16 protein-coding genes and 2 rRNA genes are annotated in these 18,246 nt (G+C 36.3%); 8 read left to right on the top strand and 10 right to left on the bottom strand.

Going from position 1 to position 18,246, the window contains the following annotated elements; genetic code table 11:
- Window positions 1-394 precede the first annotated feature (394 nt).
- The 6 genes from HY841_06350 (at window position 395) to hemN (ending at window position 5,616) form a co-directional block, all read left to right on the top strand.
- Window positions 395-1,015, top strand: coding sequence for a thioredoxin family protein (locus HY841_06350; protein MBI4930363.1), 621 nt, complete (start codon window positions 395-397; stop codon window positions 1,013-1,015).
- 301 nt (window positions 1,016-1,316) lie between these two features.
- Window positions 1,317-2,039 carry an iron-sulfur cluster repair di-iron protein gene (gene ric / locus HY841_06345; GenBank protein MBI4930362.1) on the top strand — a complete coding sequence of 241 codons (723 nt, stop codon included), beginning with the start codon at window positions 1,317-1,319 and terminating at the stop codon, window positions 2,037-2,039.
- Window positions 2,040-2,163: 124 nt separating this feature from the next.
- Window positions 2,164-2,745, top strand: coding sequence for a cytochrome c (locus HY841_06340; protein ID MBI4930361.1), 582 nt, complete (start codon window positions 2,164-2,166; stop codon window positions 2,743-2,745).
- Between the two features lie 114 nt (window positions 2,746-2,859).
- Window positions 2,860-3,570 carry a Crp/Fnr family transcriptional regulator gene (locus HY841_06335; protein ID MBI4930360.1) on the top strand — a complete coding sequence of 237 codons (711 nt, stop codon included), beginning with the start codon at window positions 2,860-2,862 and terminating at the stop codon, window positions 3,568-3,570.
- A 224-nt stretch (window positions 3,571-3,794) separates the two neighbouring features.
- On the top strand, window positions 3,795-4,256 hold the full coding sequence (locus HY841_06330; GenBank protein ID MBI4930359.1) for a 6-carboxytetrahydropterin synthase: 462 nt from the start codon (window positions 3,795-3,797) through the stop codon (window positions 4,254-4,256).
- A 1-nt stretch (window position 4,257) separates the two neighbouring features.
- The gene (hemN, locus tag HY841_06325; protein ID MBI4930358.1) at window positions 4,258-5,616 is read left to right on the top strand and encodes an oxygen-independent coproporphyrinogen III oxidase; all 1,359 of its coding nucleotides are present in this window, start codon (window positions 4,258-4,260) and stop codon (window positions 5,614-5,616) included.
- Between the two features lie 6 nt (window positions 5,617-5,622).
- Here the strand turns inward: hemN and HY841_06320 are convergent, their stop codons facing one another.
- The 5 genes from HY841_06320 to HY841_06300 form a co-directional block, all read right to left on the bottom strand.
- The gene (locus HY841_06320) at window positions 5,623-6,840 is read right to left on the bottom strand and encodes a proline dehydrogenase family protein (GenBank protein ID MBI4930357.1); all 1,218 of its coding nucleotides are present in this window, start codon (window positions 6,838-6,840) and stop codon (window positions 5,623-5,625) included.
- A 71-nt stretch (window positions 6,841-6,911) separates the two neighbouring features.
- Entirely contained in the window at window positions 6,912-8,243 is a 1,332-nt protein-coding gene (locus tag HY841_06315) for a cbb3-type cytochrome c oxidase subunit I (protein ID MBI4930356.1), read from the bottom strand.
- Window positions 8,240-8,656: a cytochrome c gene (locus HY841_06310; protein ID MBI4930355.1), complete on the bottom strand. Its 417-nt coding sequence runs from the start codon at window positions 8,654-8,656 to the stop codon at window positions 8,240-8,242. Before HY841_06310 ends, HY841_06315 begins: the two co-directional genes overlap by 4 nt.
- Before the next feature lie 8 nt (window positions 8,657-8,664).
- Window positions 8,665-9,402 carry a Crp/Fnr family transcriptional regulator gene (locus HY841_06305; GenBank protein MBI4930354.1) on the bottom strand — a complete coding sequence of 246 codons (738 nt, stop codon included), beginning with the start codon at window positions 9,400-9,402 and terminating at the stop codon, window positions 8,665-8,667.
- 91 nt (window positions 9,403-9,493) lie between these two features.
- Window positions 9,494-10,213 carry a Crp/Fnr family transcriptional regulator gene (locus HY841_06300; GenBank protein ID MBI4930353.1) on the bottom strand — a complete coding sequence of 240 codons (720 nt, stop codon included), beginning with the start codon at window positions 10,211-10,213 and terminating at the stop codon, window positions 9,494-9,496.
- 369 nt (window positions 10,214-10,582) lie between these two features.
- Here HY841_06300 and HY841_06295 point away from each other — a divergent pair, with 369 nt between their 5' ends.
- Window positions 10,583-12,061 carry a NarK/NasA family nitrate transporter gene (locus HY841_06295; GenBank protein ID MBI4930352.1) on the top strand — a complete coding sequence of 493 codons (1,479 nt, stop codon included), beginning with the start codon at window positions 10,583-10,585 and terminating at the stop codon, window positions 12,059-12,061.
- A gap of 239 nt (window positions 12,062-12,300) precedes the next feature.
- Here the strand turns inward: HY841_06295 and HY841_06290 are convergent, their stop codons facing one another.
- Window positions 12,301-12,867 carry a hypothetical protein gene (locus tag HY841_06290; GenBank protein MBI4930351.1) on the bottom strand — a complete coding sequence of 189 codons (567 nt, stop codon included), beginning with the start codon at window positions 12,865-12,867 and terminating at the stop codon, window positions 12,301-12,303.
- A 5-nt stretch (window positions 12,868-12,872) separates the two neighbouring features.
- Window positions 12,873-14,018 (bottom strand): hypothetical protein, encoded by a 1,146-nt coding sequence (locus tag HY841_06285; protein MBI4930350.1) that lies wholly within the window; start codon window positions 14,016-14,018, stop codon window positions 12,873-12,875.
- A gap of 281 nt (window positions 14,019-14,299) precedes the next feature.
- On the opposite strand from HY841_06285, the gene HY841_06280 reads away from it, so the two are divergent.
- Complete coding sequence (locus HY841_06280; GenBank protein MBI4930349.1) at window positions 14,300-15,574, top strand: asparagine synthetase B; 1,275 nt, start codon at window positions 14,300-14,302, stop codon at window positions 15,572-15,574.
- A 108-nt stretch (window positions 15,575-15,682) separates the two neighbouring features.
- Here HY841_06280 and HY841_06275 read toward each other — a convergent pair whose 3' ends face one another.
- The 3 genes from HY841_06275 to HY841_06265 all read right to left on the bottom strand — a co-directional run.
- Complete coding sequence (locus HY841_06275) at window positions 15,683-17,614, bottom strand: hypothetical protein (GenBank protein ID MBI4930348.1); 1,932 nt, start codon at window positions 17,612-17,614, stop codon at window positions 15,683-15,685.
- Between the two features lie 16 nt (window positions 17,615-17,630).
- Window positions 17,631-17,742 (bottom strand): 5S ribosomal RNA (gene rrf, locus HY841_06270).
- A gap of 107 nt (window positions 17,743-17,849) precedes the next feature.
- Window positions 17,850-18,246 (bottom strand): 23S ribosomal RNA (locus HY841_06265); the annotation flags it as partial.

Below are 18,246 nucleotides of genomic sequence, written 5' to 3'. Positions count from 1 at the left end.
AAACTTACTTTTTAACACACTTCCTTTTATCATATATTCATATGATATATATCATATATTTCAATGATATTGCTCATATCGATTTTTCATAGCGGATTCCCTCTTTAGAAAATGGCGTGTCAGAAAAAAAAGTACAAAAAAAATCGGCACCAAAATATTTTTTTGCTAAAAATGTTTTTGGATCTATTACATAGAACAAACCGAAGGAGAGAAATTTGATGAAACACAAAACCGAATTTCTTAATGTTCGACTTAATGCCGAATTTTTTAAGAAAGATTGGTTAGCGGCAACGAAACTGCTTTTTAAATTTCTTTCAATCTGTTTTTTTAATAATGATTAATGTCATATTATAGGTAAGGATTTGCCTGCAAATTTGTTTTCTAAATTATAAAAATGAAATCAGAAACAATCATAATAAATTCAATTACGAGTTTTAGCTACTCAGCATATAAGGATTTAGTTATCCGCTTATCTGAAACTGAAAGCACGACCGGCATTGAACAAACTATAGAAAGAATTGAAGCAACAAAACTAAATGCATTCCGCATGAAACGAATTGATAAACAAATTCAAATCAGTGAAAGCTTAGCGAAATTGATAAAAAGTGTAAATAGAAAATGGAGATGGACAGTATTAGTGGAAGCATGGTGCGGTGATGGGGCACAAAATATTCCTATCATTGAAAAGATGGCATCGATCAATCCGAATATTGATTTGAAAATTATTCTTCGTGATGAAAACACGGATATTATGGATAAGCATCTTACAAATGGATCGCGTTCAATTCCAATTTTGATTTGTGTGGATGAAATGACAAATAAAGAAATTGGAATATGGGGCTCTCGTCCTCAAAAAATTATGGAGATGGCAAAGAATTTCAAATCAGAAAATCCGAATAGTACTCATGATGAGTTTGTTAAATACCTTCATCTATGCTACGCGAAGGATAAAGGAAAGTCTATTCAAAACGATTTTCTATTGCTGATCCTTTCCTGGAAAAATAATTCTATATAGTACTGATTATCCAGTTCATCATTATTATTCCACAAATAAATGAGACAAGTATAAAGTAAAGCCCCTGCTTGAGTGCATTTTTTTTTGAGAGGCGAATTGCTCTCATAAATAAAATTATTCCTGCACTTGCCACGAAAGTAAGAATGCTGAAAAACAAAGCAATGTATGTGCTATTCATAAAGCGAAAGTATATTTCATTTCTGCGTTTGATTATGAGCGGTATCATAATTATATAAATACTGATTTTAGTCATGTTTATAGCAAGTGCCTGCACTTACATTTGCAATAAAAATAATAATTTATGGAAACATTAAGAGAACCAACAGTAGGAGAACTTGCCGCACGTGATTATCGCAAAGTGGAAGTGTTTAAAAAATATGGAGTGGATTTTTGCTGCGGAGGAAAAAAATCTATAGCAAATGTTTGTAAAGAAAAGGGAATCAATCAGGAGCAACTGGAAAAAGAATTACATATTGCTGAAACAGCGACTGAACTACCATCGCAGAATTTCAGTGCATGGGAACTTGATTTTCTCTCAGAATATATAGTAAACACTCATCATAAATATGTTATTCAATCCATGCCTCTTATTTTTGAGTTCACACAAAAAATTTCAAAAGTTCATAGTGTTCAACACCCTGAGGTAATTGAAGTAGCAGCTATTTTTGTGAAGGTGATAGATGATCTTAATCAGCACATGCTGAAAGAAGAAAATATTCTGTTCCCATATATAAAGCAGCTATCTGAATCGAAAAAGTCAGGAAAAGCTGTTGCACCCACATTTGGCACGGTAAAAAACCCTATAAGAATGATGGAGCACGAACACGATGTTGTCGGAGAATTGTTGGGAAAAATCAGAGAAGTAACGGGTAATTATTCTATTCCCGCAGATGCTTGCAACAGTTTTCGTTATGCTTACGAAAAGCTTCAGGAGTTTGAAGAAGATTTACATCAGCACATTCATCTCGAAAACAATATTCTTTTTCCAAAAGCTATTCAGCTAGAAGAGGAATTAATTCAGTAAATCCCTTAAAATTGTAAATATGATATTTATCATATGTCAGTATGATGGGTATCATAATACATTTTATCCTTTGGTCATACTTTTGTTTAGAAAGTTCTTCAAAATAAATAACTAAATAAAATGTATGAAAACGAAAAATCTAATTCTTTCGATTACTATATTCATCTGCAACGCTGCTGTTTCATTTGCACAGGATGGAGAACAACTTTTTAAAACCAACTGCGCCAGTTGCCATACGGTTGGGAAAGGTAAATTAGTAGGACCCGATTTGCGGGATGTTCAAAACAGGCATGATATGCAATGGATGCAGAAATGGATTAAGTCATCACAGTCACTTGTGAAAGCTGGTGATGCGCAGGCTGTAAAATTATTTAATGACAATAATAAAATTCCAATGCCCGATTTGGCTATTAGTGAAGATCAAATAAAATCTATAGTAGAATTTATTACAGCAAAATCAACAGAGTTATCATCTGTCAAAACAGATCTGGCATCAAATACTTCAAATACATCCGGGAATACTACTTCAATAGTTGTTTCTTCCGATTCAAAAAAACAAACAGTCAATTTGCTTAATTTATTTAGTTTTACCGAGTATTTGCTGATTGGTTTATTGTGCTTGTTGTTAATCGTAATTTGGGTTCTTTCAAAAACCATTAAATCCATGTCGTTGCAACTTGCAGATAAAATTGATATTGGTAAATAATTAATGAGTGATATTATTTTATTTAAAAGAATTTTGTAAATTTTTTATGTATCTTTCGTTTTATAAAAAAAATAAAAAGAATGTCACAATAGTAGTTACAAAGAAAAATATCACATGAAAAAGGCAAACCCCCATCTTGATTGCCAGTTTTGTGATGCTAGGTTCAAATCAGTTTTTTGCGACCTAAACAAAGAAGAAGTAAGAGAGTTAAACGAGCACAAAGGATGTACTGTTTATAAAAAAGGACAGGATGTTTTCAAACAGGATTCTTATCCCCATGGAATATATTGCATCAATGCAGGTAAAGTAAAATTATTTCAGTTAGCAGAAAACGGGCGCGAACAAATTGTCCGTTTGGCAAAATCAGGTGACCTTCTTGGATACAGAGCGCTTCTTGGAGGTGAAAAATATACATCCACTGCCGAAGCAATTGAAGAAACTTCAATATGCTTTATTCCTAAAAGTGTATTTTTCAAATTTGTGGAAACAAATAATGCCATTACTCTACAGGTAATGAAACTTCTTGCCAGCGATTTAAAAAATGCAGAACACAAAATAACGGATCTAGCCCAAAAGCCTGTCAAAGAACGAATGGCGGAAGCAATCCTTTTTATGAAAGAAGTGTATGGTTTTGAAAAAGATAATGCAACGCTGAATGTCATTCTTACCCGCGAGGAAATAGCTAATATAGCTGGAACAGCAACAGAAACTGCGATACGTATCCTCGCAGATCTTAAAGAAGATGGCGTTCTTGAATTCATCGGAAAGAAGATCAAGGTTCTTAAGATTAATTCGCTTCTTCGCAGTGCAAATCTGAGCGATTGATTATTATTCAGATTTTGTTTTCATGCCTGACCGATAGTATGTTCTTTTCTCATTTTATTTAACAGCTTTGTGAATCAAATAATTTTTATGGTGAAATCGTATTGTGAATTCTGTTCGAAAAATAATTCTGGATGGATGAAAGCAGGTAAATTATTGAACCGCATGGTTCAAATAACAATTGCCGCAATCGTATTGTTTGCCGCCTATCAGCAATTTCTGAACAGATGAAAAATCATTCTTCCATAGTGCGGATCACCAAGATATTTCATTTTGAAATGGCACACGCGCTTTACGGCTATGACGGACCCTGCAAAAATATTCACGGACATTCTTACCAGCTATCTGTAACTGTAATAGGTGAAACGAACTCTGAAAGTAAAAATTCCAAACAAGGAATGGTAATGGATTTCTCTGATTTAAAAAAAATTGTAGAAACATCCGTAATAAATAAATTTGATCATACGCTTGTGCTGAATGAAAATTCCCCTCATAAAAATTTTGTTAAGGAAAATCTCCTTATTGGAAAAGTGGTACTGGTAAACTATCAGCCCACCAGCGAGAATCTCTTAATTGACTTTGCAAAGATCATTCAAAATAATTTACCTGCACCTGCCACACTACATCATCTGAAGCTGAGAGAAACGCCCACTTCATTTGCTGAATGGTATGCCGATGACAATACATAAAATGAATTCTGAATTAATAAAAAAATATAATGTTCCTGGTCCTCGCTACACAAGTTACCCGACCGTTCCATACTGGGATAACCTGCCTTCAGTTGAGCAATGGAAAGAAGAAAGCAGTGATTGCTTTATAAATACAAACAGCAAGGATGGAATCAGTTTGTATATACATCTTCCTTATTGCGAAAGTTTATGCACTTATTGCGGATGCAACACGCGTATCACCGTAAATCATAATGTCGAAAAAACATACATTCATTCTTTACTTAAAGAATGGAAATTATATCAGAATGTTTTTGGTGAAACTCCAAGAGTAAAAGAAATTCATCTTGGAGGAGGAACCCCAACATTTTTTAGTGCAGAGAATCTTAAAATGCTTATTGATGGAATACTCTCAACTTCTCTTACCACAAAGGATGCGGAATTTAGTTTTGAAGCTCACCCAAATAACACAACTGATTTACATCTTCAAACACTCTACGATATTGGATTCAGAAGGTTGAGCCTGGGCATTCAGGATTTTGATTTTATGGTGCAGGATATTGTTAATCGGGTTCAGACATTTGAAACAGTTGAGAAAGTTGTATCGCATGCGCGTAAGATCGGATTCACTTCCATCAACTTTGATTTAATTTACGGTTTACCACTCCAAAAAAAATCAAGCGTAGTGGATACAATAAATAAAGTAATGCTTTTGAATCCTGACAGAATTGCTTTTTATAGTTATGCTCACGTACCGTGGATAAAGCCAGGACAAAGAAAATTTACAGAAAAAGATTTGCCGAAAGATGAGGAAAAAAGGCAACTGTATGAAACAGGAAGAAGCATGCTTGAAGAAGCTGGTTATGAAGAAATAGGCATGGATCATTTCGCCCGCAAAACAGATTCCCTCTTTAAAGCTTCGCAAAATGGAACGTTGCACAGAAATTTTATGGGGTACACCCATTCGTATACAAAGTTAATGATTGGCTTAGGAGTTTCTTCCATCAGCGATAGTTGGAATGCTTATGCACAAAATGTAAAAACAGTTGAAGAGTATCACAAACTTGTTAATAGCGGAACTCTGCCGATTTTCAGAGGACATATTCTTAATGAAGAGGATTTGATTCTGAGAAAACACATTTTGAATATCATCTGTAAATTTTCTGCTTCCTGGCAAAATAAATCAGAACAATGCGCAGCCATTTACGATGCGTTTGAAAGAGTAAAAGAAATGGAGAAAGACGGATTGGTAATTATCAATCCATATTATTTGAAAGTAACTGAAAATGGTAAACCTTTTATAAGGAATATCTGTATGGCGTTTGATGCCAGACTTTGGAAAAACATTCCGAAGACAGAAATATTCAGTAAGGTGATATAATAAAATTTAAGCCGAAGGAGCAGGGAGCATCCTGGAATATTTTCTTCTCTCTTTTTCTTCAAGAATTAATTTCAACTCACGGCTCATTTGCCCAGCGATAGCAGTATTTTCTTCTGCTCTTCTGATTAAATAAGGAAGCGTTGATTTTACCGGACCGTACGGAAGATATTTTGTTACGTTGTAACCCTGGTCAGCAAGGTTGAATGTAATGTGGTCGCTCATTCCATAGAGCTGAGAAAAATATACATTCGGATGATTATTTTGAATGACAAGGGTTTTCATTTTATCAATCAGGTGAATGGTGCTTGCTTCGTTATGAGTTCCCGCGCAAAGTGTGATGATGTCAATGTTTTCCAGACATAAATCCACTGCTTTGTCAAAATCTTTATCCGTAGATTCTTTGTCCGGCTGGATGGGTGATTTGTAATCAAATTCAAACGCACGTGTGTTTTCTTTTTCCATATAAGCTCCACGCACAAGTTTAATGCCGATGAAGAATTTCTCTCTACGGGCTTTCTCAATAAGTTTTTTCAGGTAATCCATCCTGTCCCATCGGTACATTTGTAAAGTGGTGAGCACAATTGCTTTTTCACGATTATATTCCCGCATTGCTTCTTCGGCAAGAAAATCTATCACGTCCTGAATCCAGCTTTCTTCAGCGTCAAAATAAATCGGAACTTCGCATAGTAAAGCTTCCTTACAGATTTGGTCAAGACGTCTGCGCACTTTAAAAAATTCTTTGCTTTCATTTTGAAGGTATTCTTGTTTTAGATTTAATTTTTCAAGCAGTTCATGGCTGGCGATCCCGGTTATTTTCAAACTTGTATAAGGAATGGCTCGATTCCCCTTGGCTACATGAATAATTTTAATCACTTCGTTTTTCGTATGTTCAAAATCTTCTTCGCATTCTTTTCCTTCAACCGAATAATCCAGTATAGAGCCAACACCTGATTTTACCAGACGTTTTACTACTACTTGGCTTTCATCAATCGATTCTCCCGAACAAAACTGTTTATAAATAGTTGCTTTAACTGCTGAAGAAATCGGCAGGTGTAATTTCAATGCTATTAAAGTAAGTTTAGAAAATAATTTGACCAACGATGGACTTCGCATTAACTTAAACAGCCAAAGTGATTGCTTTAACTCTTTATCATCTTTATTCTTAAAAGCGATTTCGGTATTGGAAAAGGAAATTTGTTGAGCATGATCTTTCCACAAATTCATAATATTTTTCTTTTTTTTACTTCAGCAATTTATTTATAATCATGTATGCAAAATATGATAATTATCATAATTTAATAATCTTTACGAAGGTATTCATATGCCGAGTTTAGCAGGGGAACAATTATCAAATACAATCCAATTAATATTCCAATTCCCGAAAAAGCAAACACAATAAGAATGGGATTTATCTTCATCATAATTTCCTGAAAGGAAAGTTTATCATCTATTATAAGAATTCCCTTTTCGATTCCTGCTGAGATTAGCGCAATCCAGAATATTGTAAAAAAAATATTGAACATCCAAAAACCAATTGAAATGCGTTTTTTTTGACTAATTGTAAATTCATTTTTTGTTACATCGGTGATTAGAAAAAATGCGGACGCAAGCAAGATCATTGTGTTGATGCCAATCGAGCTTCCCATTGAATGTGCAACCGTAACGTGTGTTCCATGTGTATAAATATTAATTGCAGGAACTGATATGGCTAAAGCAAGTGCAAGGTTAAGAAAGACCCAAACATCGGATGCGACAATAAATTTAATAGGAAGAATATGAAAATCCTTTTTTGCTTCAGCCAGGGAATTTTTCCAGTCGATTATTATTTTTCCGAGAAGTAATAATTCGGTCATACTTGTGGCATATGATAAAATGCGAATCCACTTCGCAGCTGGCACTATATAAATATGATGAGCCCATCCGAAAAGTAAATTTGTGAAACCCAGAAAATACATGAGGAAAGCAAGGCGCGAGTGAGCCATTTTTTCATCGCCTTTTATTTTTGCCATCACAAAAATTGCTGTGCCATACACAAGCATATTCCAGGAACCTACCAGCGCACCGTATGCTTTCCATTGAACAGTGAGGTCGCGGATTAAATTATTTCGGAAATAGGGGAGTACCCAAAGATACGCTTCACTGAAGGTGATAAAGAAAAAAACAATTCCTGTTGCCCACATCCACATATATACTGGCCAGCTTCCGGCTTTTTTGAAAGCAGATTTAAAATAATTTATGGCGAATAATATCCATGAAATAAAAATTGGAATGGAAAGGATTGCAGGGAACTCCCAATATTCCCGCCCTCCGAATTTCCCCATGAAATAGCAACCAAGAATTAATATTCCTGTAATCACAAATATCCAGAAATGGATTTTAGAAAGTTTTTCCGACCAAAGTTTTGTTTCGCAGTAATGATTTGTGTAATAATATATTCCACCGATAGCACAGAGAAATATCCACGCAATCACAAGCGAAACATGTAAGGGTCTCGTTTTTACAAAAGAAATTTCTTTCAGGAAATCAGGAAAGATAAATTGGAAGGCTGCAATACATCCAAAAAACATTCCGACAAGCAGAGAGATTAGTCCCATTGAAACAAACCATATACCTGTTTCTTTTTTCATTTTTGAGTTATAGTTCCGTCATAATTTATTTCAAATTTTTTCACAGGAGAAATTCCGGTTTTGTCAACATATTTTAAGTAAGCCACCAACGATTTTATTTCATCTTCTGATAAATGAAAATTAGGCATGCGCTGAGTTCCTCCTTGCAGAAATGCACTCACATATAGTTCCCCAATTCCCTGCTTTGACATTGCATTGGTCAAATCCGGACCCATAAAACCGCCTAGCCCGTAAAGTTGATGGCAGGCGGTGCAATTGTATTTTTGAAAAAGAAGTTTCCCGTTTTCAGCATCTTCGGTCATAAGTTTTTCTCCGTAGTCCGTATTGGTGCCGACAGTGAAAACGAATAAAGAATGAATTGCAAACAGAATAATTAATGTCCAGAAAATAATTCGCCTTGTTAAGATTGACATGAAGAAACTTATGTAACGGATTCTTCTCCTATGGCTATTAGCGAAAGCTTATCAAAATCTTTTATCACTAATTTTTTATTGCGAATTGACACAACATTTTTTTCATTCAAATCGGATAAGATTTTGTACAGGTAGTTATTCGTAGTGCCAATAATATTTGCCAAATCTTTTATGGAATAGTTAATAGAAGTATTTCCTACAATGGATTTTTTATTTTTTGTGGCAATTGATATAAGCACTTCAGCGAATTGTTCTCTAATTGATTTTTGTGAAATACTTGTAATCCTGGTTTCAATAAAATTAATTTCTTCGCACAATACTTTCATTAATTTTCTTGCAATTGCCGGATCTTTGCTTACAAGTTTCTTAAAATCGGTGTCAGGAACAAAACAAGCACTGACCGGTTCAACTGTAATGGCTGTAAACGAATGATTTTTGTTATTAATAAATGAATCAATACCTATCATATCCCCCGGGCGTGCAAACCAAAGAATAAAATCTTTGTTTTTATTTCCAGAAGTAGAAACCTTCACAGTTCCTTCCTGTATGCAGAAAACTCCTTCAAATGAATCATTTTGTCTTATGAGTATTTCATTTTTACCATACTGCCTGAATTGTTTATTTGAAAATAATTCGTCAAGAAGTTCATCGGCACAATTTTGAAATACAGAAGATTGTTTTAGCCCGCATTGATGACAACTGGTAGTTTTTATTTTATGATTTGCAAACTCCTTTTGGGTTTCCATTTTAATAAATAAATTTTCAATCGAAGGTAATTGCCATTAATTTTTTAAACAATGACTTGAATCATAAAGAATTCTGATGAAAAGAATTTTTTCACTCCGAAATATTGGCTATGTGTAAAAGTTCTTTTTTGTTAAGGATTTTTATTTTTTTCCCAACAATCCTGATAATTTTATTTTTGTTAAAGTCAGACAATATGCGAATGGATGTTTCAGTAGTTGTTCCGGCAATATTGCCAATGTCCTGACGGGTTAATACAGTGTTGATAGTTGCGCCATCTTCTTCTAATCCAAAAAAATCTTTCAGATATAACAGCGCACCCGCCATTCTTTCTCTTACCTGCTTTTGCGCCATGTTGGTTATCATCTGCTCCGCAATACGTAAATTTCCTGAAAGCATTTTTATTGTTTTCATTGAAAACTCAGGATTGTTCATTAATAAATTAAGATAGGTTGCTTTCGGAAAAAAACAAACAAGAGTGTTCTCCAATGCAGTGGCAGTTGCATAATAATTATCGATGCTCAGGAGTGCGCGATACCCTACCACATTTCCTGTTTTTGCGAGACGAACTATCTGGTCTTTTCCGTTATCGCCAAGTTTGTGAATTTTCACTTTCCCTGAATAAATACAATACAATCCCTGAGGCTGATTCCCTTCATAAAAAATGACCTGTCCTTTTTTATATAAGTGGAATGTCTTATGACCTGAAATTTGCTCTTGCTCTGTTTTGTTTAATGAACAAAATACTGAATTGCTAAAGTTCCTGCATTTTTCACAGGGCGGAACTTCAACTTTTTTTTGAGAGGATTTCATTGCAATTATTTTTTCTGACACAAAGTAAAGAGCATAAATTTCAAAAAATGATGATACAAGTCATAGTTTTCGTTCACTAATAAAAAAAAGTCTTTTGTGCGATTTCATTTGCCGGCAGTGATTCTGAATCAATTATTTTTTGGAGGAATCCTCTTTTCCAAAAATTGGAAATACGAATATTTCTTCTGTTCAAATTCTAAATCACTCGCTGATAATGAAAGAGAGCAGACAATGCTTTCCTCGAACGATAATGACCGATAAAGTTTATTTAATTAATCAGCAAGAAACAATAAACCAATATGTTTAACTTTATACTACTTAATTTTCTCAGATTCTTTTTTCAATTATTGGACACACTACATTTTAATTATGGAACAAAACGTAACAGGAACATCTCACCGGATACTTTTTCTGAACACACTCGCCTTCACGGTGTGTTTTGCAGTATGGATGTTTAACGGTGTGATGGTGACTTTTCTGGTTGACAAAGGAGTTTTTAGTTTTAGTCCAGTAGAAATCGGCTGGCTGCTTGGAATTCCTGTTCTCACCGGCTCTGTTTTCCGGTTGCCGATGGGAATTCTAACGGATAAGTTCGGAGGCAAATGGGTGTTTGGTTTACTGCTTTTGTTTTGCGCCATCCCCATGTATTTCCTGAGCACGGCAAACAGTTTTTGGAGTTTTGCTCTGTTAAGTTTCTGTTACGGAATGGCAGGAACAGGTTTCGCTGTGGGAATTGCCTACACATCCGTTTGGTATCCGAAAGAATGGCAAGGTCGGGCGCTCGGAATTTTCGGAATCGGAAACTCAGGAGCGGCAATCACCACACTGCTCGCGCCAACTATTTTAAATAATCTGACCAAGAACGGATCGGATATTGAACAATGGCGCATGCTTCCTAAAATTTACGCTGCCGGATTGGTTGTAATGGCTGTCATCTTCATTCTTTTTTCCATCAACAAAAAACCCAGCACGAAAGCCCGCACAGTAAAACAAATGCTGAAACCCCTTGAAGATACCCGTGTATGGAGATTTGGCTTGGATTATTTTTTAGTGTTCGGATGTTTCGTTGCTTTTTCTCAGTGGCTTATTCCATATTTCGTAAATGTGTATGCGGCATCGCTGGTCATTGCTGGGCTTTTTGCTTCACTCTTCAGCCTTCCTTCAGGCATAATTCGCGCACTGGGCGGATGGATGAGCGACAAATTCGGAGGAAGAAAAGTCATGCGGTGGGTTTTTGAAGCATCCATCGTTATCAGTTTACTTCTCATCATTCCAAAAATGGAAATTCAAACTCCCGGCAAGGGAATTCAGGCGGAAAAAAACGGAAAAGTTTCTTTTGTATCTGATACATTAATAAAGGTAGACACCAAGGAATACCCCGTGAAAAAGAAAAATGAATTCCTGACACAAAATAACGAGCTAAAGAATTCCATCTTTCCAAGAAAAGAAAGTTGGCAGTTACCCATTGTGAAAAAAGAAGATGAGGTTAAGAAAAAACAATTGCTCGCACAGGGAACAACAAAAATAAGTTTTGAAGCCAACATGTGGGTGTACGCAATTCTTGTAATGCTCATTGGAATCGTTTGGGGAATCGGCAAAGCAGGAGTGTACAAATTCATTCCCGATTATTTTCCAGACGATATTGGAGTAGTGGGCGGAATGGTGGGCGTCATTGGCGGGCTTGGAGGATTCCTCTGCCCGATAATTTTCGGCTACCTTCTGGAATGGACAGGATTATGGACGAGTTGCTGGATGTTCATGCTGGCGCTTTCCATAATATGCTTTACCTGGATGCAGCGCGTTATAAAATCAATCAATCAAAAACAATCACCACATCTTTCAGAATAGAAGTTGCACAAACCAAAACACCCATTAAAATTTTGTTACTATTCGAGTTATTATGGCGTTCGGCTTTCGCCACTCACTTTTTTTGCGTACCGTCATTGCGAGGTCGTTTCGACCGAAGCAATCTCACAAATGGGAATAAAGGGGGTTGTATTTACCCCATAGGGGTTTAATATGAGTAGCCACCGATGAAATCGGGGGTAAAAGAATTCCCACCAAAAACATTCCCTCTGCGAAGAAACCTATCTGTCAAAATAAAATATCATATTTTTATCTGGCATAAAATCTTTTTTATTCCAATAATAAATTGCCTTATCATTTATTTGTTTTGTGCTATCTGGGCTAAATGACGTTGATGTAGTTCTCATTTTAAGGGGAGTTACTAATTTATAAATGGCATTTTCAAACGGAACACTCCATTTTTGAGTTGTCACTAAAATATATTCTGCCTTATTTTTCAGTAATTTTTGCCTGTAAGAAATTTTGTATTTCCCGATTCCATAAGGAGGAAGGTTTATTTTTAAAAAGATTCCATTTTCTGTTTTATTGATAATAATATTTTGTGATTTTGTATTTACATCAACTGCCTTGATGGAATCAACTTCACCGTAAACACTATCTGTTGGAAATGGGTAAAACAAAACCTGTTGTATTTCTTTATCTCCGTTATTGCAAAAATTATAGATGCCATCAACATAAAAAAAACCATTCTTTATTTCAAAGGTTAAATCTTCACGGTAAAATTGAAGGCTTTGAGAAAAAATAATTCGGGGGAAAAGAAATAAGCAAAATAAAATTAACCCATTCACGAACTTCACTTCGCAATAATTATTTTATTAGTAGCAACTTTGCGCCCATCCAATTCCAGGTTACAGTAATAAATTCCGGATGCAGCCACATTATCGGAACATAAACCATCCCACTTAACAGAATAGTTGTTTTGGGAACTACCTATGCTTACAGGCAAGATGCGTACCATCTCGCTACTTGAATTATATATTTTTATCAGGGCTTTTGTATATTGCCTGCCTGCCGGCATCCCGAATGAGATGGTTGTTTCTCCGGTTGTTGGGTTGGGTGAACTCGATAAGTTAATATCCTTCTGAAAAGAATTAGGATTAACATTCGTCAACAATGTATCAATTGTGAATTCAAAATAATTTATTGAATCGGGTTCTATGTCTAATAATGAGTCTAACAAAATCAACGAGAACGAAGGTTGAAAGGAAATACCAACAGAGTATTTACCGCTGTATTCAGGTATACTAAATTTTCCGGCAGAATCACTTAATGCACTTCCAAAAAATTTTTCGCATACATAATTAGGCGCCATATACCACCACCCTCCCTTGCCAATAATTATTCCTGAAACAGGGTTATGTACATTGTCATAAACAATTCCGGTAAAAGTACCGGTAGTAGTAGAAGCGGTAGCGTTAAATGGCGTAAAAGAATTAAATCCTATGGTAGGATTATTATCTTTTACTATATGATATTCCATTTTAGCATCTGTTGCCTGCCCTCCTGCTGGAATGCACCAATAACCATAGTTGACTATTGATTGCCCATAAGCCGGAGCGGAAATCTGAGAATATAAAATATTCCCAAAACGTAGCTCATCCATCGGATTTCCAGTAAAATCTTTGAGAGATATAAAATCTCCATTCCTGTCTATCTGTAAGGGGCTTTGTAAACTATCCTGCGTGATAACAATAATACTATCAGTGGTAATATTGATTCCGTTTTTAAAATAAAATGTACCGATTGAAGTAGTGATATTGCATCCATCAAGCGTAGTGAGACCCATCGGACAAGAATTCTGTAGGAAAACTAATTCAAGATACCAATGTGAACTATCAACAAGATAAAACTCACTTATTACAGGAGTACATGGAATCGGATTTGCCTTTATAAACCCAATTGAACACGTTAACATTAATAATACAAATACCTTTTTCATTGTAAGATATTTTTTACAATTACTTGTAACTATTCACAAAGGTAAACAATAAATCACAATTCCCAAAATAGCTGTGTTGAGCCAATAGTTCCCGCTGGTTGGGCTGTTCTGTAATCCCGACCAAAGAGTTTTCGGATTTGTAATCCCAATCCCCCACAATAAAAAAGCCCCGCAAAAATGCAGAGCTTCCTAATTAGTCCTTCGTCCCTCGTCCCTCGTTCCTTTTCCATATATTTGTCTATGCAATTTTAAATCCCTTGCATCGTTCATGTAACCAGATTATGAAAAAAACATATCTCATAGCTCTTCTCACTTTCTCACTTTCTCACTTTCTCACTTTGGCTTCTTCCATTCTCATTCCCATGGATGAAACCCAAAAGAACCATCTCAAAGCATACGGAATCACCTATTGGATTTTGAAACAAGGCGGCACAGCACAGTGGCTCTTGAATTACAAAGGCGGAAGTTTCATGTTTATTTACACTCCCGATTTTGAAAAAGAATGTACCATCCGCGGAGTAAGTTATGAAGTGATTGCCGATGCAAAAGCAAATGCCATCCTCTCTGAAATTGCCGACCCCGAAGCAAACATGGATGCCGTTAAGTTGGAAAAATGCCCGAAGGTTGCCGTGTATTCTCCCAAAACAAAACAACCCTGGGACGATGCCGTAACGCTTGTTCTCAAGTACGCGGAAATTCCTTACGATGTAGTGTTTGATGAAGAAGTGATGAATGAAAAATTAGTAACCTACGATTGGCTTCACTTGCACCACGAAGATTTCACAGGGCAATACGGAAGATTCTGGGCAAGCTACAAGAACGCGCAATGGTATCTTAACGAACAAAAAGAAGCGGAAGCAACCGCACAAAAACTCGGCTTCGCAAAAGTTTCTCAAATGAAACTTGCAGTGGCAAAAAAAATCCGCGACTTTGTTACAGGCGGAGGATTTCTTTTCGCCATGTGCTCCGCCACCGATTCATATGACATCGCTCTCGATGCCGAAGGAGTTGATATCTGCGAAAGCATGTTCGATGGAGATCCTGCCGACCCTGACATGAACAAAAAAATTGATTACTCAAAAGGATTCGCTTTCCGTAACTACACGCTCAACTCAAATCCGTATGAGTACGAATTTGCGAACATTGATACGTATCACACACGCATTCCGAAATATGGAGTCACCGAAGCAAATGATTTATTCACGCTCTTCGAGTTTTCCGCCAAGTGGGACCCGGTTCCAACCATGCTCTGCCAGAATCATGAGAAAGTCATCAAAGGTTTCTGGGGGCAAACAGTTGCCTTTGATAAAACATATGTGAAACCCGATGTGCTCGTGATGGGCGAAGCAAAACAATTCAATGAAGTTCGCTACTGCCACGGAGATTTCGGAAAAGGTTTCTGGACTTTCTATGGCGGTCACGACCCCGAAGATTATCAGCACCAGGTAGAAGATCCGCCAACAGATTTAGCGCTTCATCCCAACTCTCCCGGCTATCGTTTGATTCTTAATAATGTTTTGTTTCCTGCCGCAAAAAAGAAAAAACAGAAGACATAGGAAGCCCCTCTCCAACTCTCCCCCAAGGGGAGAGGGTAAACAAAAAAGTTTTTCAGTAATAATTATTCTCCCTTCCCTTGGGGAAGGGGCAGGGATGGGCTTCTTTTTTTAATCATAAAACATCCAATTAATTCCCACCTTAAAACTCCTGTCTGGTGCCGGATTATTCGGAGCAAGATAGTAAGCGCCCATCAATCCCGAGTTCACATGCTCTGTCTTGAAGAAAATTCTTGCATGCTTTACTTTCATGTTGAAGAAAAAATCTATGAAAGGATAATTGCCGATTTTCTTTTCGTTCTGTAAATAATATTGTCCGAGCGCGGGCATGTAGGCATCGGCATAGTAAGCAGAAAAATAAGTTACATCAAAACCAATCTGAACATTTGTTGCGCCTTTGAACCAACTTCCTTTATAGTAAATAGAATTATGACTAACGAATTTTGGGAGATGAATTACTGCTTTGGGAACATCCTCTAAAGAAGTCCAATTAATAAGATTATTAAAGCCAAAATGTTTTAATTGAAAGTTTTTTTCGATGGATAAAGTATAAAAACCAATATTATCGTGTTGCTTGTCAAGAACTGGAAAAAAGGTACTGTCGAAGTAAACATAATTGTCAATATATGTATTCATTGCGCTAACGACTAACTTGTTTTTCAGGTCGTAGTATGAAATCTTCGAAGTTCTTTCTGTTATATTATCAAATGAGTTCCTCCACCAAAAATGATTAGAGGTATAATAGTTATAAATGAACGGCACCGAATGATACGAGTCTTTATAGTCAAGAGATATTTTTTTATTCTTATTAAACAGCAAAGAGATAGTGCCATATACATAATCATCCCCTTGATGCGCTCCCGATAAAACATATTGTTTCCCGATGGTCCAAAAGAATCCATTTGATTTATCTTTTTTTGTCATATTTCCAATTTTCAATTTCACAATCTGATCATAAAAACTGGTATCAAGAGCAAGAGAAGAATCAGTATTGTATTCGACAAGGCGGCTGTTTTTTTGTTCAAATAATACTTCTGAATATATATTTTTCATTAAATAACTCTTCCATGAAACAGTATTGTTGAAAGAAAAAATATAGGTGGAGTCATGAGTTAGAGTGCTGTCAAAGAAAATGTTTTCATAAAACCCTGAAGATGGATTTTTGTCTTCATAAACAAACCAGTTGTCTTTTACAAGGCATGTGTATGAAAAAAAATTTCTCGGAATAATTTTTCTTGAAGTTGAATCTGTTCTTGATGAAGTATCTGTCTTGCCAAAATTCAAAAACTGAGTAACAGAAAATTCTCTTTTTCCTCTTCTCGTTCTTGCATCTAAAAGATTTACAGGAATAAGTTTTTTATTGACAAATAGGTTCAATTCAAGCATATCATCCCGCACTCCTCCATTCTCATCCGCCTTGATAGAGTTGATGATTCCATTTGCCAAAAGCGAGTAGCGGTTATTCTTAGAAGTATAATTAGATGAAAGAGAAATATTGTTGTCAGTGCAATTCTGTTTGTTGTAAAAACCTTCGCTCCGCAAACGAAGCATGTTCAAGGCGATGTTCCATTGCTTGGTGATGTTCTGCGTATGAAGTAATCTGGCAAACTGTTCTTTCTTCATTCCGAACAACACAAATATTTCTGTGTAAGGCGTCCGGGTGCGGTAGTATTTTATTTCATCCCTGTTGTAGCCAAACAAATCTAAACTCTCAAACCCGTTTCTGAATCCTATTTCAGAGAAAGTTTCAAAAAATAATTTTCTATTTGATAAACCCAAACCATAAGGAAAGTCATTCGGAAAATATTTTTGAATTCCATCCAGCGAAGTATCAATGGATTTATAAGCTGAATTATTTGGAAAGAAATCTTTTTCCTGAAAATATTCTGCAACTGGCGCTTTAATAATAATTTTTGCAGAATCAGAATTTTGAGCTGATAGAATTAACGAGATGAAAAGAAATGAAAATATGGAATAGATGGCTTTCAGAAAAATATTTTTTACAAAAGTACTAAAACAAAAAACCCCGAACTGATTTCTCAGACGGGGCTTTTTGAAAGATTGGCAACAACCTACTCTCCCAGCTGTTACGCTAGTACCATCGGCCCTGTGGGGCTTAACTTCTCTGTTCGGAATGGGAAGAGGTGATCACCCACGGTATAGTCGCCATAAGTCTTGCCTGCTACTTCCTAAGTAATACTTCGGAAGCAAGTCAGGGTTGAATACCTATGACAAATTGAAAAAGAAAATACAAGAAATAAAAAATCTTTACTGACCTGAAAGCGCACGGACAAATTAGTATTGCTCGGCTGAATTCATTGCTGAACTTACACCTGCAACCTATCAACGTGGTAATCTTCCACGTTCCTTAAGGGAAATCTCATCTTGGGGCGAGTTTCGCGCTTATATGCTTTCAGCGCTTATCTCAACCAGACGTAGCTACCCAGCGGTGCAGTTGGCACTACAACTGGTACACTAGCGGTCTGTCCGACTCGGTCCTCTCGTACTAGAGTCAGACCCCCTCAAATCTCCTTCGCCCGCAACAGATAGGGACCGAACTGTCTCACGACGTTCTGAACCCAGCTCGCGTGCCACTTTAATAGGCGAACAGCCTAACCCTTGGGACCTTCTCCAGCCCCAGGATGTGACGAGCCGACATCGAGGTGCCAAACCCC

Source organism: Bacteroidota bacterium (genome assembly GCA_016213405.1).
GTDB lineage: Bacteria > Bacteroidota > Bacteroidia > Palsa-948 > Palsa-948 > Palsa-948.
This window is presented reverse-complemented; position numbering and strand designations above follow the sequence as displayed.

Bases quoted from the DNA above. Each gene is read 5' to 3' on its own strand.
- HY841_06295 (MBI4930352.1), top strand. From the start codon at position 10,583: ATGGAACAAAACGTAACAGGAACATCTCACCGGATACTTTTTCTGAAC.
- HY841_06305 (MBI4930354.1), bottom strand. From the start codon at position 9,402: ATGGAAACCCAAAAGGAGTTTGCAAATCATAAAATAAAAACTACCAGT.
- HY841_06340 (MBI4930361.1), top strand. From the start codon at position 2,164: ATGAAAACGAAAAATCTAATTCTTTCGATTACTATATTCATCTGCAAC.
- HY841_06320 (MBI4930357.1), bottom strand. From the start codon at position 6,840: ATGAATTTGTGGAAAGATCATGCTCAACAAATTTCCTTTTCCAATACC.
- ric (MBI4930362.1), top strand. From the start codon at position 1,317: ATGGAAACATTAAGAGAACCAACAGTAGGAGAACTTGCCGCACGTGAT.
- HY841_06310 (MBI4930355.1), bottom strand. From the start codon at position 8,656: ATGTCAATCTTAACAAGGCGAATTATTTTCTGGACATTAATTATTCTG.
- HY841_06300 (MBI4930353.1), bottom strand. From the start codon at position 10,213: ATGAAATCCTCTCAAAAAAAAGTTGAAGTTCCGCCCTGTGAAAAATGC.
- HY841_06280 (MBI4930349.1), top strand. From the start codon at position 14,300: ATGAAAAAAACATATCTCATAGCTCTTCTCACTTTCTCACTTTCTCAC.
- HY841_06350 (MBI4930363.1), top strand. From the start codon at position 395: ATGAAATCAGAAACAATCATAATAAATTCAATTACGAGTTTTAGCTAC.
- hemN (MBI4930358.1), top strand. From the start codon at position 4,258: ATGAATTCTGAATTAATAAAAAAATATAATGTTCCTGGTCCTCGCTAC.
- HY841_06335 (MBI4930360.1), top strand. From the start codon at position 2,860: ATGAAAAAGGCAAACCCCCATCTTGATTGCCAGTTTTGTGATGCTAGG.
- HY841_06285 (MBI4930350.1), bottom strand. From the start codon at position 14,018: ATGAAAAAGGTATTTGTATTATTAATGTTAACGTGTTCAATTGGGTTT.
- HY841_06315 (MBI4930356.1), bottom strand. From the start codon at position 8,243: ATGAAAAAAGAAACAGGTATATGGTTTGTTTCAATGGGACTAATCTCT.
- HY841_06330 (MBI4930359.1), top strand. From the start codon at position 3,795: ATGAAAAATCATTCTTCCATAGTGCGGATCACCAAGATATTTCATTTT.